We start from the raw sequence: 19,887 nt of genomic DNA, 5'->3' as shown, positions 1-19,887 counted from the left end.
TGCATGCTCCCGATAATGACAATCCAGGCGCAAAATGGGCCCGGAGGTAGTGATCAAGGGTGGCAAATTCCCACCCGTTGATCAAGCCTTATCGAGACCGTAGCAGGAATGCAAAGTGCGAACAGCCAATTCAGCGTAAGGACCGTCGATCAGGATGGAAATCTTGATCTCGGAGGTGGTGATCGCCTTGATATTGATGCCTTTATCGGCAAGTGCACGGAAAGCGGTCGCCGCAACCCCTGCGTGGCTGCGCATGCCAATGCCGATCACCGAGACCTTGACCAGGCCCTTTTCGCTTTGCACCACGTCGAAACCGATTTTTTCCTGGTTGTCGGAGAGCACTTTCAGGGCTTTATCCACATCCCCGGATGGGACGGTAAAGGTCATATCGGTCTTGGAACCGTCCTCGGAAATATTCTGGACGATCATATCGACATTGATATGCGATTCGGACAGCGGTCCGAAAATCGCCGCCGAAACACCGGGACGATCAGCCAGCCGGCGCAGGGATATCTGGGCTTCGTCCTTGGCATAGGCAATGCCGGTCACAACTTCCTGTTCCACGATCTCTTCCTCATCGCAAATCAACGTTCCGGGCGGATTCAGCACGTCACCCATGCCCGGAGCATCGGGATCTTCAAAGCTCGAGCGCACGAAGGTGCGCACCTTGTGTACCATGGCCAGTTCGACGGAGCGCACCTGCAATACCTTGGCGCCAAGCGAAGCCATTTCCAGCATTTCCTCGAAGGCCACCTTTTTCAGGCGGCGCGCCTTGGGTTCGATGCGTGGATCGGTGGTATAGACACCATCGACATCGGTATAGATGTCGCAACGGTCGGCCTTCACAGCCGCAGCGATTGCGACAGCCGATGTATCGGAGCCGCCGCGACCCAGCGTGGCAATGCGATTGTCCGGGCCAATGCCCTGGAAACCGGCCACCACGGCGACCTGCCCCTCACCCATACGGCGGATGATATCGGAACCGTCGATGTCCTGGATGCGGGCCGCGCCATGCGCATTGTCGGTCTTGATGGCAATCTGCCAGCCCTGCCAGGAGCGGGCATTAATACCGAGCGATTGCAGGGCGATGGCGAGCAGACCGGATGTCACCTGTTCACCGGAGGCCACGATAGCGTCATATTCACGCGCATCATAGAAAGGCGAAGCAGCACCGGCGACCTTGGGCATGGTCTGGACCCAGTCCACCAATTCGTTGGTCTTGCCGGACATGGCCGAAACCACCACGGCAACTTCGTGGCCGGCATCCACTTCACGTTTCACATGCCGCGCCACGTTGTGAATGCGTTCAAGATTGGCGACGGATGTACCGCCGAATTTCATCACAATGCGCGCCATGGCCCGACCGTCTTGACCTCAAACCTGTGCCGGACATATCCGGCTGAAACCAATCTCTGCATTTCACAATGCGGCTGGCGGGCTTTTAGACAATTCGGGGCCAAGGTGCAACGGCAAGTTCACTGCATTGAGGCGGCATCCATGCCGCTCTCTATGCAAACGTTTTTGTCATGAATTTGGGATACCCCATTCAGCGATAATTCAGTAGAGAACGGCAACATGTCCGATACCGTTAATACCGAGGCTCGAAGATGCTAACGCATCCTCGCCTTAAGCGAGTTTCGAATATCTCAAATACGTCAAAGGCTTGAAATATTCGAAAAAGGAATACCAACTGCCATTTTTAATGGCAGTTGGTATAAGATTTACCGCATATTTCCTTAAACCTGTCAGGGTTTCAGGGGAAATTCATGCGGCGGATGCCAAATGGGAATAGGCGCGACATATAAAATGCCGCCGCGAACCGGTCGCGGCAGACAAAAGCAGTCAATGAAAGGGACGATCGCATGGCAGCCGAAATACAATCCGAGAGCCAGGAAAGCGCCGAGCCGCCGACCAGGTCCGGATGGCGGGCAGCCCTTGCCGATTATGGCAGGGCGATTGCCGCCGTGTTCACGCTGGTCATTTTTGCCGCCGTAGCGCTGGCGATCTACCGGCTGACGGAAGAAGTCAGCTATGACGACGTCGTCTCGGCCATGGCCACCACCGGCTATGACCAGATCCTGCTGGCGGTGGTGTTTACCGCGCTCAGCTTCCTGTCGCTGTGTCTCTACGACTGGAACGCCATGGAATTCATCGGCCGCAAACGCCCGATGGCGGAAGTGGCGCTGACCGCCTTCAGTGCCTATGCAGTTGGCAATGCGGCGGGCTTCGGCATGCTGTCGGGTGGCGCGATCCGCTACCGGGCCTATTCGCGGGCAGGCCTTGCCCCGGATGAAATCGGCCGTGTCATCGCCTTCGTCACCCTGTCCTTCAGCCTGGGGCTTGCCGCGGTCACCGCGCTGTCGCTTATTCCGATGTCCTCGGAAATCGCGCCGCTGCTGAATATCAGCCCGCTCTGGCTGCGCGGCCTGGCGATTGCCATCGTCCTTGGCTTTGCCGTGCTGATCGTCATCGGCCAGCGCCGCAGCCTGACCTTTGCCGGCGTGACGTTACGGATGGCCGATACCCCGACCCTGTCGCGGCAGTTTCTGGTCACCGTGGCCGATCTCGCCTTTTCCGCCTCGGTCGTCTATGCGCTCTTGCCGGAACAGGCCGCCATTTCCTGGCCAGCCTTCTTTGCAATCTATTCCATCGCGATTGGTATTGGCGTACTCAGTCATGTGCCTGCTGGCATCGGCGTGTTTGAAACCGTCATCATCGCCGCGCTTGGCCCGACCACCAATATCGACGCGGTGCTCGCCTCGCTGGTGGTTTACCGCCTGATCTATTATGTTTTACCGCTGATTCTGGCCATCGTGCTGGTGACAATCACCGAGCTGCGTCATTATTCCAAAACCCCGGCACTAGCCGGGGTCGGACGCACCGCAGCCCGAATATCACCGGCACTTCTCGGCGCACTGACCTTCATTCTCGGCGTCATGCTGATTTTCTCCAGCGTCACGCCGACGCCGGAAAGCAATCTCGAATTCCTGCAAAACATCGTGCCGCTGCCCGTGGTGGAAGGCGCGCATTTCTTCACCAGCTTGCTCGGGCTATTTCTGGTCATCGCGGCGCGCGGCCTTGCCCAGCGGTTGGACGGCGCGTGGTGGGCGGCCATGGTTGGAGCCTCGACCGCCCTGGTCCTCTCGCTGCTGAAAGCCTTTGCGGTGCTGGAAGCCTCGGCGCTAGCCATCCTGCTGATCGGCCTGTTCGCCAGCAAGCGGCTGTTCATTCGCCCCGCCTCGCTGTTTCGCCAGGTGCTGACCTCGTCCTGGCTGACTGCCATCGCCCTGATCTGCATTTTTGCCTGCTTCATCCTGTTCTTCGTCTATCGCGATGTCGATTACACCCGCTCGCTCTGGTGGGAATTCGAGTTTTCGGAAGAAGCGCCGCGCTCGCTGCGCGCCATGCTGGGCCTGACCATCTTCTCATCGGCGCTGGCGGTCTTCAGCCTGCTGCGCCCCGCAGCGCCCGCCGTGACGCCGTCAAGCCCGGAAGATATAGAGAAGGCCGTCGCCATTCTCAGCAAGTCGGATGTGGCCGATAGCAATCTGGTGCGCACCGGCGACAAGGCCGTGATGTTTTCACCGGATGGCCTGGCTTTCCTGATGTATGGCAAGCAGGGCCGCTCGTGGATCGCCTTTCTCGATCCGGTCGGGCCGAAAAAGTCCCGCGACGAACTGGTTTGGCAATTCGTCGAATCGGCTCGTTTGGCTGGCTGCCGGGCCGTCTTCTACCAGGCCTCGCCCGTACTGCTGCCGGCGATTGCCGATGCCGGCATGCAGGCCTTCAAACTGGGAGAACTGGCGGTCGTTGATCTCTCCCGCTTCGACCTGAAGGGCGGAAAATGGGCCAATCTTCGCCAAAGTGCCGCCAAGGCCGAGCGCGACGGACTGAGTTATGACATCATTCCCCTGGCCAACGTGCCTGATATTCTCGAAGATCTCCGGGGCGTGTCGGATGGCTGGCTTGCCCAGCACCGCGCCAAGGAAAAGGGCTTTTCCCTCGGCGCGTTCACCGATGACTATATCCTGAGCCAGCCAGTGATCGTGCTGCGTTTCGAAGGTCGGATCGTCGCTTTTGCCAATATCCTGGTGACGGAAACCAAGGCTGAGTCATCCATCGACCTGATGCGCTTTTCGCCGGAGGCCCCGAAGGGATCAATGGACTATCTGTTCGTCAGCCTGCTGACCCATCTGCGCAGCGAGGGGTACGAACATTTCAACCTGGGCATGGCGCCCCTATCGGGCCTGTCGAGACGCGATGTGGCCCCGGTCTGGGATCGCATTGCCAACACATTCTATGAGCATGGTGAGCGCTTCTACAATTTCAAGGGGCTTCGGGCTTTCAAGACAAAGTTTCATCCCGAATGGCAACCCCGCTATCTCGCCGTTTCAGGCGGCCTCAGTCCGGTCATCGCGCTCCTGGACGCAACTCTCCTGATCGGTGGCGGTCTGAAAGGCGTGGTAAAGAAATGAAATCGTCAACTTATCGTCTCACCAAGGGCAGTCTGGCCCGCAATTGTCTGGCTGCCGGCGTTCTGGCATGGGCGTCGTCTACGGCCGCCTTCGTGCAGCCCGCCCTGGCCGAGGACCCGCAATACGAAACAGGCACGATACCCGATCCGGTTATCGCCATGCCGGACGACAAACCGAAATCCATCGTTTTCCTGTTGTCCGACAAGGACGGCTGGAGCGACAAGATGAAGACTGAGGCTGAAAGATTGCGCAGCAACGGCTCGATCGTCGTCGGCATCGATACGCCGCGCTATCTGCAATCCCTACAAGCCGATCTGAAGTCGTCCGATGAGGACGATTGCATCTATACCGTGTCCGACATCGAGGACCTGTCCCATCAGATTCAGCGGCATGTCGGCGGTGCGGATTACCTGCCGCCGCTGGTGGCGGGCATCGGTGAAGGCGGTACGCTGGCCTTAGCGATCCTGGCCCAGACACCCAACGCGACCATCGGCGAAACGCTGGCTGTCGATCCCGGCGACGTCATTCCCCTGCCCGAACAGTTCTGCACCCCGGCAGTCAAGACCGAAAAGAACGGCGGCATCGTCTATGGCCTGACCGACGGCGCGCTTCCCGATCCGGCCAGCGTCCGGTTTTCGCCTTCTGCCGATCCCGCCGGGCGCGCCCATGTGGCCGATCTCCTGAAGGATCATTCCGATATCGACGTGGCCGATAGCCAGAAGCCTGCCGCCCAGACCCTGTCGGACGGCATCGACTTGATGATCGCAGCCACCGCCAAGGAGGCCTCGCCCCTTGGCTTGCCGCTGACACTGATGGATGTCGATAAACCGGCATTTGATACGATGGCGATCATCTATTCCGGTGATGGTGGCTGGCGCGATATCGACAGCGAAATGGCAAGCTATTTCCAGAGTGAAGGCCTGCCCGTCGTCGGCGTCGATTCGCTGCGCTATTTCTGGTCGGAGCGCAAACCGCAGGAAACAGCGGACGATCTCGCCCGCATCATCACCGCCTTCACCAAGCGCTGGAAGGTCAAGCATGTGATGCTGGTCGGCTTTTCCTTCGGAGCGGACATTAGCCCGCCGGTTTATAATCTCCTGCCAGACAATATCCGTCAGAAAATCAATCAGGTATCGCTGCTGTCCATGTCGCAGGCATCCGATTTCGAGATTTCCGTGACCGGCTGGCTGGGAGCAAAAAGCAGCGGCGCCGGCGGCGATCCCACCAAGGAAGTCGCCAAAATGCCAGCGGGCCTGGTGCAATGCCTTTATGGCGCCGATGACGAGGAAGATGATGGTTGCCACAAGCTCGACCCGAAGAAGGTCGATGTCGTCAAGCTTGAGGGCGGTCACCATTTCGATGGCGACTATGAAGCCCTTGCCAAACTGCTTCTGGATCGGCTGAAAACCCGCAAGCTGGATTGATAAAGCAAGGAGCGTTGCTCGCACCCTGCTCGACCTTTGCGCGGTATAGGCGCAACAAGATTTTAAATGAACCGCATGAAAAAGGGCCGCATAAAGCGGCCCTTTTCATATCTGTATCCTGTGTCCGTGCCGATTACCGTGGCGGGCAATTCGGTGTGTTTGGCGCACAGGCTGCACCCGGTGGTGGTGGCGGAGGCGGAGGCGGGGCAGCCTGACCTGGCGCTGGCGGCGGCGGTGGCGGCGGACGGTTTCCATCCGGCGCATTGCGGTCTGGCCGATCAGGACGCTGGCCTTGTGGCGGCTGCATCTGGTCACGACGCTGATCGCCTGGACGCATGTTATCCGGCCCTCTGTTATCGGGACGCCTGTCGTCCGGGCGTCTATCGTCTGGCCGCCTGTCATCTTGCCTGCGATCATCTGGCCGACGATCATCCGGGCGAGGCCTCTGCCGGTCATCGCGCATCATCCGGTCACGGTCGCCGTCCATTCGCGGATCCTGCATCCTTGGGTCCGGTCCACGACGGCGATCCATGTCCGGTGCGCCTGGAGGCGGGGGACCATCACCACCCATGAAGCGGGGCGGTGGACCATCGCGGCGCCAAACCGGCGGCGGTGGCGGCGCACGGCGCCAGCGATCCCGTTCGCGGTAAAAATCGCGGCCGCGATAATAGCGATCCCAATAATTATCAACCTGGAAGGTCACGGTCGGAATGCCGAGCGGCTGATAATAATCCGGATCGACATAGACCCGGCGGTTGGAATATTGGGTCTGCAAATAGCTGCCGGAAATCCAGCCGCGATAGCCCGCGTAACCGACATCGCACCAATTGGCCGAAGACAGGCAGCCGAAGATCCGCACGGAATTACCGGCTGGCACGACCAGAACAGGTGGATATTGTGTGCTGGGCCCAGCCCGCAAGTTAACATTCGCCGTTGCAAATGCCTGGGCCGCCTCAGCGGCCGCCGGCAACGCAACTGCCATCAGCCCTGCAAAGGCCGACAGGTAAAGTGGTTTCATCGATCTGATCTCCTTGGCCGTCCCTGACCTTGGCTTGTCCCGCCAATTGGAATTGGGTTCATTCGGCATGGTAACGCCATCAGGAGCAATTTGTTCCCCCAGCGCCCCACCCGCACTTGACCCGCTTATGTCAAGCAATGTCCTCCGGCTTTTTTGAGGCGGCATGTTTTGAAGCGACAAGGTGTCGCTCACTCTTGACTTTAAGCCAGGATCGTCCGACCTCACACATGAGACGGCGAAGCGGCTGCGCCTCAAGGATGGCGCGGCAGCGTAAAACGCGGTAGTGAGCCTTGAGATATCCGCCCGGATCAACAAAGCCCCGGATCAACAAAGCTATGGAATGCAGCACAGTCAGGAGAACCCGATGAGCGAGACCGCCAAGAGCACCATCGATCAGGCCGAGGTCGACCGCTTTTCCGCCATGGCTGCTGAATGGTGGGACCCCACCGGCAAATTCAAGCCGCTCCATAAGATCAATCCGGTGCGCCTTGCCTATATCCGCGACAAAGCCTGCGAAAACTATCAGCGCGATCCACGCTCCAATCAGCCGCTATCGGGCCTGCGGGTTCTCGACATCGGCTGTGGCGGCGGCTTGCTGTCGGAACCCATTGCCCGCATGGGCGCCGACGTGCTGGGCGCTGATGCCTCCGCCAAGAATATCGGCATCGCCCAGACCCATGCCGCCCAGACCGGCGTGAGCGTGGATTACCGCGCCGTCACCGCCGAGGCCCTGGCCGCTGCTGGCGAAAGCTTCGATATCGTGCTGAACATGGAAGTCGTTGAGCATGTCGCCGATGTCGAGTATTTCATCTCCACCTGCGCCTCCATGGTGCGCCCTGGCGGGATCATGCTGATTTCGACCATCAACCGCACCCTGAAGGCTGCGGCGCTTGCCATCGGTGCCTGCGAATACGTTCTGCGCTGGCTGCCGCGCGGCACCCATCAATATGAAAAACTGGTGCGCCCGGAAGAATTGGAAAAGCCAATCCTTGGCGCAGGCATGAATGTGTCCGAGACTGTCGGCGTATTCTTCAACCCGTTCCAGAATCAGTGGAATCTGTCCTCCGACACGGATGTCAATTACATGATGCTGACCCGCAGGCCGACGTCCACCCGGGAGTGAACCATCTCATACCGGCATTGAGGCAAGGCGTTCCAGCAAATCCTGCTGGCGGGCGCAATTGCCGGTGGCAAGCTGCGTTATCCGCGCTCGGTCAAGATGATAGGATGTACCATCCTCAGCAAAAGCCTGCTTGAACGTGAAGCCGAAGGGCGTCGGTCCGTGATCGGCGAGATGCTCGAGCCTTTCCACACCATCTGACCATTGCGGCCTGCTGCCAACTGGCACCCACCAGAGCACCAAAGAAGGCCAGGTCTGCTTCACATTCCAGTGGCGCGCGTGTTTCAAGGCGTCAGCATGGACGCCACTATAGGAGAAGGCCATCAGGGCCTCCGGGTCTTGCCAGAGCGAAAGAGACGATGGACCGGAGGTAAATCCGCTGCCTTCCATAAAACGCGGAAACACCTGCACGCCCCAGCTTTCCGGCCCCGGTTCGCCCTCATAACCGGAACGGTCGATAAAGCCCGTGGAGCGCGTAGCGGCCTCAAAATTAAGAGGCTCTCGGTCAACAAAGCCCTGAATTGCCGGATCTCCAGATGGCGCGACATGCAGGCCGAAATTATAGAGCGCGAGGTGATGGGTGGACGACATGCTCAATTCACATCGTCAGGCAGAACTGGCAGGGGCGCAATTTCGATGCCTTCCTCAATCAGGGCGCGCGCCTCGTCGGGGCTGGCATTGCCGATAATCCCCCGGGCATCGGCCTCGCCGTAATGGATCTTGCGGGCCTCTTCGGGAAACCGCTCGCCGACATCTTCGCTATTGGCCCTGACGGTCGCAACCGCCTCCTTCAACTTCAGGAAGGCTTCACGCTGGGCAGCGTCATAGGCTACCTTCTGGCGTTCTTCCTTGCTGCGCGCCGTCGACACCATCGGCGCCATCAGGCTTTTGGAAATGGAGGCGGAAGAACAGACCGGGCAGGTCAAAAAGCCACTGGCTTTCTGGCGGTCGAAATCATCGCTTTGCGCAAACCAGCCCTCAAATTCATGGGCCTGATCGCAGATGAGGGAATAGCGGATCAAACCGTCTGCCCTCCCTTGGCGAGCGTTGGAACCATGTCGAGATTGAAATCACGGCCATTTTTGAGGTTGGGGATCTTCATGCGCGCCGCCTTGACGGCATCGAGATCGATCTCGGCCATCACCACGGCCTCGCCCGCCGCCGGGCCTTCCGCCAGGATTTTCCCCCAGGGATCGATGATCAGCGAATGCCCATAGGTTTCGCGTCCATCCTCGTGGGTACCGCCCTGGGCGGCGGCAATGACGAACGCACCATTCTCGATGGCCCGCGCCCTGAGCAGGATATGCCAATGCGCCTCGCCGGTCTGCCGGGTGAAGGCCGCTGGCACCGTCAGAATGTCGGCACCCGCCATGGCTTCGGTGCGAAACAGCGAGGGAAACCGCACATCATAGCAAATCGCAAAGCCGAGCCTGGCGAAGGGCAAATCAGCAACGCAAGCGCTCTTGCCGGGCGCATAAGCGGCACTTTCCCGCCAGCTTTCACCATTGTCCAGATCCACATCGAACATATGAATCTTGTCATAGGTGCAGATCCGCCGACCATTCGGCCCGAACAACAGGCCGCGATTGGCAATCATCCCATCGGCACGGGCAATCGCTGTTGAACCGACATGGACATGGATCTTCAGTTCGCCAGCCAGTTGAGCCGCCGTGACGGCAATCAAGTCATTGTCGTCATCGCGCAGCATGGCCCGCAAAGCCTCACGGTTGCGCTGCAAGGCCCCGGTCATTTCCGGGGTCTGGACATAGATCGCCCCTGCTGCTGCTGCCTCGCGCACCAGACGCGCCATGGTAGCGGCATTCTTCTCAAGATCGGTGCCGGAGCACATTTGCAGGGCTGCAACCGTAATGGTCATGACATGTCCTCAGGCCGCCAGCATCGGATCGAGCTTTCCAGCCCGTTCCAGCGCATGCAGATCATCGCAACCACCGACATGGGTGCCATCGATGAAGATCTGCGGAAATGTATTGCGACCGGATTTATTGACCATTTCCTGGCGCAGTTCCGCATTGCCCGTCGCGTCGACCTCGGTAAAAGCCACGCCCTTGGTGGTCAGAAGCGCCTTGGCGCGGGCGCAATATTCACAATATTTCCGCGTATAGATGATCACGGACGCCATGCTCGTCTCCGGTTCAGTGTTGATGAAATAATGTCTATCAGTATTGTCATCTCATATAGGTGTTACAAGCGCCATTGCAAAGGTCAAGACCGTGACTTCCACGGCCCCCGCCCGCTTCAGCGCGCGGGTCGCAGCACTGACCGTGGCCCCTGTCGTGTAGACATCATCGACCAGCACCAGATGGCGGCCAAACACCTGATCGCGGCGGTTTTCCGCCACTTTGAAAGCGCCACGAACATTGTCCGCCCGCGCCTTTTCCGTCAGTCCAACCTGCTTTTGCGTCCGCTTCACCCGCGTCAGAACCCCCGGCAGGAAGGGCTTATCTGACAGCCCGGCCAGCGCCCGACCTAGTTCCGCTGACTGGTTATATTGGCGTGAAAACAACCGCCAGCGATGCAACGGCACCGGCAGGATCGCATCGGCGCGGAGCAGTTCCTGGCCGCCAGCCCGGATCATCCAATGCGCCATCATCGGTGCCAGATCGGTCCTGTCGCCATATTTCAGCCGATGGACCAGATCACGCGCCGCACCATCATGCACAACCGCTGCCCGCAGCCGGTCGAAAACCGGAGGATTGGCAATCGCCTCGGCGCAAACCATGCCCTGGCCTGGATCAAAACCGAAAGGCAGACAGAGAATTTCACAATAAGGCCGCTCGATGAACCGCACCGAGCACCAGCAATCGGAACACAGGCTGCCAGCCTTGGCAACCGGCAGACCGCAGGTGGCGCAACCGGGAGGATAGACCAGATCGCGCAGCACCCGGCCAAGAATTTGCGTCCCCCGAAAGCCCCGATGGGCCAGGGCCACCATGCTGTCGCTGGCCTGCCGGATATAGTCCACCCTGCCTCCATTCGCCCGCATCATACCGATATACCCTAATCCGATCTCGCCCAAGGCCCATGAATGCACCATAAAAGCGTAGGTGCGATATACTGCACTCAACACCAAAGAGGATTCAAGCCGCTTGGAAACTTTAAGGGGACAGAGCTGTCCAGAATCCGCCTGGGGTAAACACGGGAATGTTCGAGCCCAATTACGCGATTTCCTGCGCAAATCGATTCCGATTGATGCAATTATGCAGTAGGCACTTGGTGTCTCGAAGAACAACACCGGGAGGCCTCCATGGAGCCGCTATTCGATCCTGATCTCATCGTCCGCAACCGCGAGCGTGCCTTCGGCGCTGATGATGCCGGAGCCGGTTTCCTACTGGATATCGTCGCACAGGAGCTGACCGAGCGGCTGGCTGTGGTGGAACGCCGGTTTGAAACCGCAGTCGAATTGCACGGAATCGATGGCAGGGTCGGGAGGGCCTGTCTGGAAACAGGACGGATCGACCAGTTGCAGCGGGTGGAAACCAGCAGCCGCTTTGCCCGGCAGGGAGAAACGCTGATCCCTGGCCCTATCGAGCATCTGCCACTTGGCGAGCAAAGCGCCAATCTTCTGCTGTCGCCGCTTGCCCTGCATCTTGCCAATGACATGCCGGGCCTGCTGATCCAGATGCGCCGGTCACTCCAGCCTGACGGTCTGTTGCTCGCAGCCTTGCCCGGAGCCGGAACGCTTGGCGAATTGCGCGACGTGCTGCTGACAACAGAGATCGAGATCAGCGGCGGAGCAAGCCCCCGCGTCATGCCCTTTGCCGATGTGCGCGACATAGGGGCATTGTTACAGCGGGCGGGCTTTGCCCTTCCGGTTGTCGATGTCGAGACCTATACGGTGCGATATGATGGGATTCTGGCGCTGATGCGCGATCTCAAAGCCATGGGCATGGCCAATCCGCTGGCCGCCCGCAGCCGCAAACCGCTGACCCGGCAGTTTTTCCTGCGCGCCGCCGAGCTGTATGCCGAACGCTATAGCGATGCCGATGGCCGCATTCGCGCCAGTTTCTCGATCATCTACATGTCAGGCTGGGCCCCGCATGAAAGCCAGCCCAAACCGCTCAAGCCGGGGTCTGCGAAAATCCGCCTCGCCGACGCATTGGGCGGAAAGCCGTAGGGGATCATTCAAGCCTTTGCCGCAAGCCTGAACGCACTGCCGGTCAGGCTTGCGGTATGGCAGCAATGATGGAATCAAACAGCCTGTCCAGCGCTTCGTAATAAACGCCAAGCGCCAGATAAAGCGTCACCGCGATTATCCCCGCGATCAGGCTATACTCGATTGCAGTTGCACCAGATGTTTGGCGAAAAATCGCCGACAAGCCGGAAAACCGGCGTAAAAGCCCCATCATACCCCTAGCCTAAAACCATGCGCCCCCGCATGGGTGATCGAAGCGAACGTTTTGTCATACCAAAACGCTCTGTCTGTTTGTTTTCAAATATTTCCTGTTTCAAAATCGCCTAGCCCATACCATCACGGGTTATCAGCAGGCATCCCCATTGCCGGGATTGACGATACAGACGGAACCGGGCGTCTCCTGCAAGACGCTGCGCCGGATCGTGTAGCGTTTTCCGGCATCGTGTTCGCCAGGAATGGAGCCCGTGCTCATCCGATCGACATCAGTCGGTCGCGCCGCAAACTGGCCGGAGGTGGTCTTGTCTGCAAGCATCGGCGTCAGAACCAGCGATACCGCCACGGCCGTGACAGCAAACAGCAAGGCAAGATTGACAACGCCAACTCTGCCGGACCTGGAAGTCGCACGTCGCGACTGCCGTCCGCCCTTTCCGAAATCCTTCTGCGTCATCGCAAACCTCACAAAATCCAAAGGGCTTCTTCCCGGACCATGGCCCGCCGGACGATTGCCCCACAATCGACCACATAGATCAGGAGGTTTTGCATCATTGAACATGCAAAACTCCTGCTGCAGCCCCCAAGACCCGATTCGATTCTTGATATCGCGCCCAAGAGGCTCTCGACATCAACACACCGCAGCAGGCGACATCCTGCGCGGTAGAACCGTAAAGCCCTGAGATTACTGCGTTATTTTTTATCGAACGATACCGCGCCCCATGCGATCATGCCATCCGACGCCCAACGCACATAAGACGATGCACGAAGCGCCTGTGCATGATGAGGGAATAATGCCGGTTTGAGGATTAACTTTCTATTAATCGCCGATAAAAACCGGTGAGCAATGGCCCATCGCGCGGGCTTATCCAGGCATTTCACACCGGCCCAAAGGGCAAATCTGCTGGATAATTGCTGAAATCGGACTCGGATTCCGGTTGTCCTGACAAGCTCTAAAGGCAAAGCCTATAGCAAATCCAGCAGGAATGGGATCAACGGCTCATCGGCTGGCGGCATCGGATAGGACCGCAGATCGCGGGGCTTGACCCATTTGATCGCCTGGCCTTCCCGCCCCTGCGGCATGCCCTCATAGCGACGGCAGACATAGAGCGGCATCAGCAGATGGAATGTTTCATAGGTGTGGCTGGCAAAGGTCAGCGGCGCGAGACAAGGGATTTTCGTGGCAATGCCAAGCTCTTCCTCAAGCTCACGAACCAGGGTTTCCTCTGGTGTTTCGCCGGTTTCGACCTTGCCGCCGGGAAATTCCCAGAGCCCGGCCAGCGACTTTCCTTCCGGCCTTTGCGCCAGCAGAATGCGTCCATCGCTGTCCAGCAGAGCGCAGGCGGCAACCAGCAGAATAGGCCGAGGCCCTGGTACTGGTACAGGCACCATCATTCTTCGCCCTCTGCCTTGGCGGCGGTTTCGTGGCGCCAGTAGCAATAGCGATAGGCTTCCTTGAAGCCGAGCTTTTCGTAAAGCGAAAGGGCCGGACCGTTATCGGCCTGGACCTGAAGCCAGGCGCTTTTCGCTCCCCTTATCCGCGCCCAGCGCAGGGCCGCATAGGTCAGTTCGAGGCCGGTTCCTTTGCCGCGATGGGCTTCCCCCACGGCAAGCTGCAACAGTCCGGCCAGATCATTGTCTTGCACGCAAATGGCGGCCGCCACCGGACCATTGTCAGGCACCTCGATCAGAAACAGGCCAAGCGGCGGTTTGATATTGCTGATCAGTTCGGCAAGCGCCGGCTTCGACGCGGCATCCTCATTGCGCAGCGCCAGACTGGCGTCAACAAAACGACCGATATCCTGAGTTGGCAGGTGATCCATCACATCGAGATCGCAAAGCTCTGCCAGATCGAGCGCCATAACAAGGCTTTCGTCGAAGCGGGTCCAACCATCCTCACGCAGCACATCGATCACTTGCGGCGGCGCCAACGGCGTTTCTCGAAACACCATGGGCCGACCGTAGGATTCGAATTTGCGCTCCGCCTTTTCCAACCGCAGACGAATGTCGCGGATATCGGAGCGGTCCAGCGCCACCACGCAATTGACCCGCTTCGACGGATGACCGCCCGTCAGCCGGACCTGCCAGCTGCCGTCATACTGAACGGAGGCCGCGGGCCAGGCGCGAAAACTGACAGCTTCCAGCCTGCGGACCTGCGGCAGGTTTGGCGCGCGTGGTGACTGATCCACCGCCATCAGCTCCGATAATCCCCGTTGATGGCCACATATTCCTTGGTGAGATCGCAGGTCCAGACCGTGGCTGTCCCCGACCCAAGCCCAAGCTCGACCGTGACCGGAATGTCTTCGCCCTGCATCACGGCTGTGGCTGCGGCTTCCGAATAATCCGGATCACGCTCACCGTTAACAGCAACGCGGACGTCACCGAACCAAATCGCCAGACGATCCCGGTCAGCCAACTCGCCAGCCTTGCCGACAGCCATGACCACCCGGCCCCAATTGGCGTCTTCGCCAGCAACTGCCGTCTTCACCAATGGCGAATTGGCAATCGAAAGGGCAATGACCTTGGCAGCCGCGTCGCTTTCAGCGCCCTTGACGGTGACTTCCACCATCTTGCGCGCACCTTCGCCATCACGGACCACTTGCAAGGCCAGATCCTTGAGGAGATCGTTGAGTGCAGCCCGGAACCCGTCAAGACGGGCATCGTCGGCAGTGTCAACACGCTGCTGACCATCACTGGCCGCAGCGCCGGTCGCAAACAGCATCAACGTATCGGAGGTCGAGGTGTCACTATCGACCGTGACGGAATTAAAGCTTGGACCGACACCCGCCGACAACAGCGCCTGCAAGGCAGCCGGTGCGATATCGGCATCGGTGACGACGAAGGACAGCATGGTCGCCATATCAGGCGCGATCATGCCCGCACCCTTGGCAATGCCATTGATGGTCACAGTGACGCCGCCGATCTCAGTGCTGCGGGTCGCAACCTTCGGATAGGTATCCGTGGTCATGATCGCCTTGGCGGCTTCCAGCCAGAAATCGCCCTTGGCATCGCGGGCCATGTCATCAAGCACGCCGGCAAATTTCGTTGCATCCAGTGGTTCGCCGATCACGCCGGTCGAGGCCAGATAAATTTCATCTTCACCGCAGTTGAGCGCCGATGCCGCCGATTTGGCCGTCAACTCGGTCGCGGCGCGGCCCTTGGTGCCGGTAAAGGCATTGGCATTGCCGGAATTGACAACCACGCCACGCGCCACGCCATGGGCCAGGTTTTTCCGGCAGAAATCCACTGGTGCGGATGGGCATTTGGACCGGGTAAACACGCCCGCAACGCTGGCTGGGCGATCGAACACCATCAACAGCACATCGGTACGGTTCTTGTATTTGATGCCCGCCGCAGCTGTTGCCATGGAGACGCCGCGGATCGCGGGCATTTCGGCAAAACTCTTTGGCGCGAGAGGAGAAACACTGGCTGACATAGCTGGAAACGGCCCCGGAAAAGACGAAACGACAAAAGGAAACCGCCGCATCGCGTCCTAAGCGCGATGCGGCGGAATGAGCGCTTGCTTATGGCTTCGGCGCGGCGGCAGCGTCCGGATCGGCCTGCTGCTTGCTGATATCCTCATAGCCCTTCTTCAGAGCCGGATCGACGATCTCGACCTTTTCAGAGGTCTTGGCCTTTTCCAGCAGGGCCAGATACTTGTCGCGCATCACCAGCTGGCGAACCTGCTGCTGCACATCTTCGAATTTCGGCGGAGCCGCGTCACGGATCTCTTCGACCTTGATGACGTGGAAGCCGAACTGGCTCTTCACCGGGGTCTTGGTATAGGTGCCGGGCTTGAGCGCAAAGGCAGCTTCTTCGAATTCAGGCACCATACGGCCCTTGGAGAAGAAACCGAGATCACCGCCGTCCGATCCGCTGGAATCGGTCGATTTTTCCTTGGCCAGTTCGGCAAAATCCTTGCCGCCATCCAGCTGCTTGATCACATCCTTGGCTTCATCCTCGGTCTTCACCAGAATGTGACGGGCGTGAATTTCTTGCTCCTTCGGCAGAGCGGCGATTTCCTTCTCATAGCGCGCCTTGACTTCCTCATCGGTTGTCACGTCCACGACATGCTTCTTGAAATAGGCATTGTGGAGTTCGCGGTCGGCAATGAAAGCCATGCGCTGCTTGTAGGCCGGATCGTCCTGCATTTTTTCGCCGATGGCGCTGCCAGCCAGCAGCTTGACATCGATAGCGCCAGACAGAGCCGCAACCTTTTTCTGGTCATCCGGCATCTGGGCAAACTGAGGATCGAGGTTGGCAATCGCCAGATCCAGCTCGGACTGGTGGATTTCCAGAGTGCCGACCTTGGCGACGACAGCATCGTCGGCATGGGCGTAAGAAGACAGCGCCACAAGGGCGGCACAGGCCGCCAGGACGAGTTTGTGAGAACGCAGCATATAATAACCCTTCGGTAAAGAGGCCGATTGCGACTGTCAATCGGGTCGAAAACACCCTAAACCACGCGATTGTGGCACTTGTGGTGCATGCTGTCCCGTTGACATAATTCGACCCCCCTCTTATCTGTCACGCAACTCCGCGTCCAGAGCAGTTTCCGGAGGCGGTACGCCAATCTCCACTGTCATGTGGCCGTGAGCGACCGGGAGTAGACCCGGGGCTTCGGTTTCAACCTCGTGACGGAATTCAGAAAGGACCATGGACATGGTCAGTCTTGGTGGGATCGCCCGCAAAATTTTCGGCTCCTCGAATGAACGCCGCATCCGGGGGAATAAGCCTCGCGTGGCCGCCATCAACGCGCTGGAGGACAGCATAAAGGCATTGAGTGATGCCGAGCTGGCCGCAAAGACCGACGAATTCAAGGGTGAGCTTGCCAAAGGCAAGACGCTCGACGACATCCTGATCCCGGCCTTTGCCGTGGCGCGCGAAGCATCGCGCCGGGCGCTCGGCATGCGGCCCTTCGATGTGCAGCTGATCGGCGGCATGATCCTGCATGAAAACGCCATTGCCGAAATGAAAACCGGCGAAGGCAAGACGCTGGTGGCAACGCTCGCCGTTTATCTCAACGCATTGTCCGGCAAGGGCGTGCATGTGGTGACGGTCAATGATTATCTCGCCAGCCGCGACGCCGCCATCATGGCCAAGCTCTACAGCTTCCTCGGCCTGACCACCGGCGTCATCGTGCATGGCATGAACGACGATGAGCGCCGCGAGGCCTATGCCTGCGACATCACCTACGCCACCAATAACGAGCTTGGCTTCGACTACCTGCGCGACAACATGAAATATGAGCGCGGCCAGATGGTGCAGCGCGGCCATAATTACGCAATCGTCGACGAAGTGGACTCAATCCTGGTCGATGAAGCGCGCACACCGCTGATCATTTCCGGACCGCTCGACGACCGTTCCGATCTCTACACCACCATCGACGCTTTCATTCCAATGCTGAGTGCCGAAGACTACGAGATCGATGAAAAGCAGAAATCGGCCAATTTCTCCGAAGTCGGCACCGAAAAGCTGGAAAACCTGCTGAAAGACGCTGGCCTGCTCAAAGGCGTTTCGCTGTATGACGTCGAAAACGTCGCCATCGTCCATCACATCAACAATGCGCTGAAGGCCCACAAGCTGTTCCAGCGCGACAAGGACTATATCGTTCGCAATGACGAAATCGTCATTATCGACGAGTTCACCGGCCGGATGATGCCGGGCCGTCGCTATTCCGAAGGCCAGCACCAGGCGCTGGAAGCCAAGGAAAAGGTAACGATCCAGCCGGAAAACCAGACCCTGGCCTCGATTACCTTCCAGAATTATTTCCGGATGTATTCAAAGCTTGCCGGGATGACCGGTACGGCCAATACCGAAGCCGAGGAATTCCAGGATATCTACGGCCTCAGCGTCATCGAAGTGCCGACCAACCTGCCGATCCTGCGTATCGACGAGGATGATGAGGTCTACCGGACCTTTGAGGAAAAGTTCAAGGCGATCATCGAGGAAATCAAGGCCTCCGCGTCGCGCAATCAGCCGGTCCTGGTCGGGACAACATCGATTGAAAAGTCCGAACTGCTGGCCACCATGCTGCGCCAGAGCGGATTTACCGATTTCAGCGTGCTGAATGCCCGCTATCACGAGCAGGAAGCCTATATCGTCTCCCAGGCTGGTGTGCCGGGCGCCGTCACCATCGCCACCAACATGGCCGGTCGCGGTACCGACATTCAGCTTGGTGGCAATATCGACATGCGGCTTGAACGCGATCTGGAAGGCATGGAGCCCGGCCCAGAGCGTGACGCCAAGGAACAGGCGATCCGCGAAGAAGTCAAAGCCCTGAAGGAAAAGGCACTGGCCGCAGGCGGCCTCTACGTGATCGCTACCGAGCGCCATGAAAGCCGGCGCATCGATAACCAGCTGCGTGGCCGTTCCGGTCGTCAGGGCGACCCGGGCCGTTCGAAATTCTACCTGTCGCTTCAAGACGACCTGATGCGGATTTTCGGTTCCGACCGCATGGACAGCATGCTTCAGAAGCTGGGCCTGAAGGAAGGCGAAGCCATCGTCCATCCCTGGATCAACAAGGCGCTTGAACGCGCCCAGAAAAAGGTCGAGGCGCGCAATTTCGACATCCGCAAGAACCTGTTGAAATATGACGACGTGCTGAACGACCAGCGCAAGGTGATTTTCGAGCAGCGCGTCGAGCTGATGGATGCCGAAGACCTGACCGAAACCATCGACGATATGCGCCACGAGCTGATCGACACCATCGTGCGCACGCATATCCCGGAAAAGGCCTATGCCGAACAATGGGATGTGGCTGGCCTGAAGACGGCAATGACCGGAATCCTCAACCTCGACCTTCCTATCGAGGACTGGGCGCAGGAAGAAGGCATTGCTGAAGACGATATCGTCGAACGGGTCAAGAAAGCCGCCGACGAGGTCATGGCTGAGAAGACCGAGCGCTTCGGTCCGGAAATCATGGCCTATATCGAACGGTCCGTATTGTTGCAGACCATCGATAACCTGTGGCGCGAGCATATCGTCAACCTCGACCACTTGCGTTCGGTGGTGGGTTTCCGTGGCTATGCCCAGCGCGATCCCTTGCAGGAATACAAGGCGGAAGCGTTCGAACTGTTCCAGGCGCTGCTCGCCAACATGCGAGAAGGCGTTACCGCCCAAATGATGCGGGTGGAAATCGTCCGTGAAGCGCCCCCGGAGCCAACCCTGCCGATCATGCATGGCCACCACGAAGACCCACAGACCGGCCAGGATGAATTTGTCGCCGCAGACAGCATCGTCACCCCTGAAAACCGCAATGCCGCCGATCCCTCGACCTGGGGCAAGGTCGGACGCAACGAAATGTGCCCTTGCGGCTCCGGCAAGCGCTTCAAGCACTGCCACGGCGCCCTGCTGGCATAAGACAATCAAAATCGGCCAGCCGGATGGGTTGGCCGATTTCTCACAGACATAGGCTATTCAAACACTGACGGGCAGGCTTTTGTTAACCGTAAGCTGCCAAGACTGAATGCCCTGTCGCATATGTG

At 58.9% G+C, this 19,887-nt stretch carries 18 protein-coding genes; 5 read left to right on the top strand and 13 right to left on the bottom strand.

Annotation, left to right across the window (positions count from 1 at the left end; translation table 11 throughout):
- Window positions 1–81: 81 nt before the first annotated feature.
- Window positions 82–1,356 carry an aspartate kinase gene (locus tag IEI95_RS28290; RefSeq protein ID WP_015917270.1) on the bottom strand — a complete coding sequence of 425 codons (1,275 nt, stop codon included), beginning with the start codon at window positions 1,354–1,356 and terminating at the stop codon, window positions 82–84.
- Window positions 1,357–1,862: 506 nt separating this feature from the next.
- On the opposite strand from IEI95_RS28290, the gene mprF reads away from it, so the two are divergent.
- Both mprF and IEI95_RS28280 read left to right on the top strand, forming a co-directional pair.
- On the top strand, window positions 1,863–4,475 hold the full coding sequence (gene mprF / locus IEI95_RS28285) for a bifunctional lysylphosphatidylglycerol flippase/synthetase MprF (RefSeq protein WP_156531866.1): 2,613 nt from the start codon (window positions 1,863–1,865) through the stop codon (window positions 4,473–4,475).
- Entirely contained in the window at window positions 4,472–5,899 is a 1,428-nt protein-coding gene (locus IEI95_RS28280; RefSeq protein ID WP_234934277.1) for a virulence factor family protein, read from the top strand. The genes mprF and IEI95_RS28280 overlap by 4 nt, the downstream gene beginning before the upstream one ends.
- 133 nt (window positions 5,900–6,032) lie before the next feature.
- On the opposite strand, the gene IEI95_RS28275 is transcribed toward IEI95_RS28280, so the two are convergent.
- Window positions 6,033–6,917 carry an SH3 domain-containing protein gene (locus IEI95_RS28275; protein ID WP_156538277.1) on the bottom strand — a complete coding sequence of 295 codons (885 nt, stop codon included), beginning with the start codon at window positions 6,915–6,917 and terminating at the stop codon, window positions 6,033–6,035.
- A 364-nt stretch (window positions 6,918–7,281) separates the two neighbouring features.
- Between IEI95_RS28275 and ubiG the strand changes: the two genes are divergently transcribed.
- Window positions 7,282–8,040, top strand: coding sequence for a bifunctional 2-polyprenyl-6-hydroxyphenol methylase/3-demethylubiquinol 3-O-methyltransferase UbiG (gene ubiG / locus IEI95_RS28270; protein ID WP_156531863.1), 759 nt, complete (start codon window positions 7,282–7,284; stop codon window positions 8,038–8,040).
- Between the two features lie 6 nt (window positions 8,041–8,046).
- Here ubiG and IEI95_RS28265 read toward each other — a convergent pair whose 3' ends face one another.
- The 5 genes from IEI95_RS28265 to IEI95_RS28245 are packed head-to-tail and all read right to left on the bottom strand — an operon-like array spanning window position 8,047 to window position 10,990.
- Window positions 8,047–8,628: a DUF3291 domain-containing protein gene (locus tag IEI95_RS28265; protein WP_156531862.1), complete on the bottom strand. Its 582-nt coding sequence runs from the start codon at window positions 8,626–8,628 to the stop codon at window positions 8,047–8,049.
- 2 nt (window positions 8,629–8,630) lie between these two features.
- Window positions 8,631–9,059 (bottom strand): DUF1178 family protein, encoded by a 429-nt coding sequence (locus tag IEI95_RS28260; RefSeq protein ID WP_156531861.1) that lies wholly within the window; start codon window positions 9,057–9,059, stop codon window positions 8,631–8,633.
- The gene (locus IEI95_RS28255) at window positions 9,056–9,913 is read right to left on the bottom strand and encodes a carbon-nitrogen hydrolase family protein (RefSeq protein ID WP_015917277.1); all 858 of its coding nucleotides are present in this window, start codon (window positions 9,911–9,913) and stop codon (window positions 9,056–9,058) included. Before IEI95_RS28255 ends, IEI95_RS28260 begins: the two co-directional genes overlap by 4 nt.
- 9 nt (window positions 9,914–9,922) lie before the next feature.
- A complete protein-coding gene (gene grxC / locus IEI95_RS28250) occupies window positions 9,923–10,177 on the bottom strand; it encodes a glutaredoxin 3 (RefSeq protein WP_156531860.1) in 255 nt (84 codons plus the stop codon).
- A gap of 51 nt (window positions 10,178–10,228) precedes the next feature.
- Complete coding sequence (locus IEI95_RS28245) at window positions 10,229–10,990, bottom strand: ComF family protein (RefSeq protein ID WP_156531902.1); 762 nt, start codon at window positions 10,988–10,990, stop codon at window positions 10,229–10,231.
- A gap of 312 nt (window positions 10,991–11,302) precedes the next feature.
- Here IEI95_RS28245 and IEI95_RS28240 point away from each other — a divergent pair, with 312 nt between their 5' ends.
- Complete coding sequence (locus IEI95_RS28240; protein ID WP_156531859.1) at window positions 11,303–12,172, top strand: methyltransferase domain-containing protein; 870 nt, start codon at window positions 11,303–11,305, stop codon at window positions 12,170–12,172.
- A gap of 43 nt (window positions 12,173–12,215) precedes the next feature.
- Here IEI95_RS28240 and IEI95_RS28235 read toward each other — a convergent pair whose 3' ends face one another.
- From IEI95_RS28235 to IEI95_RS28210, 6 genes are all read right to left on the bottom strand, one after another.
- On the bottom strand, window positions 12,216–12,404 hold the full coding sequence (locus IEI95_RS28235; RefSeq protein ID WP_071203199.1) for a Flp family type IVb pilin: 189 nt from the start codon (window positions 12,402–12,404) through the stop codon (window positions 12,216–12,218).
- 132 nt (window positions 12,405–12,536) lie between these two features.
- On the bottom strand, window positions 12,537–12,857 hold the full coding sequence (locus IEI95_RS28230; RefSeq protein WP_156531858.1) for a hypothetical protein: 321 nt from the start codon (window positions 12,855–12,857) through the stop codon (window positions 12,537–12,539).
- 509 nt (window positions 12,858–13,366) lie between these two features.
- Window positions 13,367–13,792 (bottom strand): 8-oxo-dGTP diphosphatase MutT, encoded by a 426-nt coding sequence (gene mutT / locus IEI95_RS28225; RefSeq protein ID WP_156531901.1) that lies wholly within the window; start codon window positions 13,790–13,792, stop codon window positions 13,367–13,369.
- Window positions 13,792–14,595: a GNAT family N-acetyltransferase gene (locus IEI95_RS28220; RefSeq protein WP_015917284.1), complete on the bottom strand. Its 804-nt coding sequence runs from the start codon at window positions 14,593–14,595 to the stop codon at window positions 13,792–13,794. The genes mutT and IEI95_RS28220 overlap by 1 nt, the downstream gene beginning before the upstream one ends.
- A complete protein-coding gene (gene argJ / locus IEI95_RS28215) occupies window positions 14,595–15,836 on the bottom strand; it encodes a bifunctional glutamate N-acetyltransferase/amino-acid acetyltransferase ArgJ (protein WP_156531857.1) in 1,242 nt (413 codons plus the stop codon). Before argJ ends, IEI95_RS28220 begins: the two co-directional genes overlap by 1 nt.
- A gap of 88 nt (window positions 15,837–15,924) precedes the next feature.
- Entirely contained in the window at window positions 15,925–16,800 is an 876-nt protein-coding gene (locus IEI95_RS28210; protein ID WP_071203205.1) for a peptidylprolyl isomerase, read from the bottom strand.
- Window positions 16,801–17,062: 262 nt separating this feature from the next.
- Here IEI95_RS28210 and secA point away from each other — a divergent pair, with 262 nt between their 5' ends.
- Window positions 17,063–19,762: a preprotein translocase subunit SecA gene (gene secA, locus IEI95_RS28205; RefSeq protein WP_156531900.1), complete on the top strand. Its 2,700-nt coding sequence runs from the start codon at window positions 17,063–17,065 to the stop codon at window positions 19,760–19,762.
- The last annotated feature ends 125 nt before the right edge of the window (window positions 19,763–19,887 follow it).

The organism is Agrobacterium vitis, from assembly GCF_014926405.1.
In the GTDB taxonomy this organism is placed as follows: Bacteria; Pseudomonadota; Alphaproteobacteria; order Rhizobiales; family Rhizobiaceae; genus Allorhizobium; species Allorhizobium vitis_H.
This window is presented reverse-complemented; position numbering and strand designations above follow the sequence as displayed.

Bases quoted from the DNA above. Each gene is read 5' to 3' on its own strand.
- secA (WP_156531900.1), top strand. From the start codon at position 17,063: ATGGTCAGTCTTGGTGGGATCGCCCGCAAAATTTTCGGCTCCTCGAAT.
- IEI95_RS28210 (WP_071203205.1), bottom strand. From the start codon at position 16,800: ATGCTGCGTTCTCACAAACTCGTCCTGGCGGCCTGTGCCGCCCTTGTG.
- ubiG (WP_156531863.1), top strand. From the start codon at position 7,282: ATGAGCGAGACCGCCAAGAGCACCATCGATCAGGCCGAGGTCGACCGC.
- grxC (WP_156531860.1), bottom strand. From the start codon at position 10,177: ATGGCGTCCGTGATCATCTATACGCGGAAATATTGTGAATATTGCGCC.
- IEI95_RS28235 (WP_071203199.1), bottom strand. From the start codon at position 12,404: ATGATGGGGCTTTTACGCCGGTTTTCCGGCTTGTCGGCGATTTTTCGC.
- IEI95_RS28255 (WP_015917277.1), bottom strand. From the start codon at position 9,913: ATGACCATTACGGTTGCAGCCCTGCAAATGTGCTCCGGCACCGATCTT.
- IEI95_RS28290 (WP_015917270.1), bottom strand. From the start codon at position 1,356: ATGGCGCGCATTGTGATGAAATTCGGCGGTACATCCGTCGCCAATCTT.
- IEI95_RS28230 (WP_156531858.1), bottom strand. From the start codon at position 12,857: ATGACGCAGAAGGATTTCGGAAAGGGCGGACGGCAGTCGCGACGTGCG.
- IEI95_RS28280 (WP_234934277.1), top strand. From the start codon at position 4,472: ATGAAATCGTCAACTTATCGTCTCACCAAGGGCAGTCTGGCCCGCAAT.
- IEI95_RS28275 (WP_156538277.1), bottom strand. From the start codon at position 6,917: ATGAAACCACTTTACCTGTCGGCCTTTGCAGGGCTGATGGCAGTTGCG.
- IEI95_RS28245 (WP_156531902.1), bottom strand. From the start codon at position 10,990: ATGGTGGCCCTGGCCCATCGGGGCTTTCGGGGGACGCAAATTCTTGGC.
- mprF (WP_156531866.1), top strand. From the start codon at position 1,863: ATGGCAGCCGAAATACAATCCGAGAGCCAGGAAAGCGCCGAGCCGCCG.
- argJ (WP_156531857.1), bottom strand. From the start codon at position 15,836: ATGTCAGCCAGTGTTTCTCCTCTCGCGCCAAAGAGTTTTGCCGAAATG.
- IEI95_RS28220 (WP_015917284.1), bottom strand. From the start codon at position 14,595: ATGGCGGTGGATCAGTCACCACGCGCGCCAAACCTGCCGCAGGTCCGC.
- IEI95_RS28240 (WP_156531859.1), top strand. From the start codon at position 11,303: ATGGAGCCGCTATTCGATCCTGATCTCATCGTCCGCAACCGCGAGCGT.
- mutT (WP_156531901.1), bottom strand. From the start codon at position 13,792: ATGGTGCCTGTACCAGTACCAGGGCCTCGGCCTATTCTGCTGGTTGCC.
- IEI95_RS28265 (WP_156531862.1), bottom strand. From the start codon at position 8,628: ATGTCGTCCACCCATCACCTCGCGCTCTATAATTTCGGCCTGCATGTC.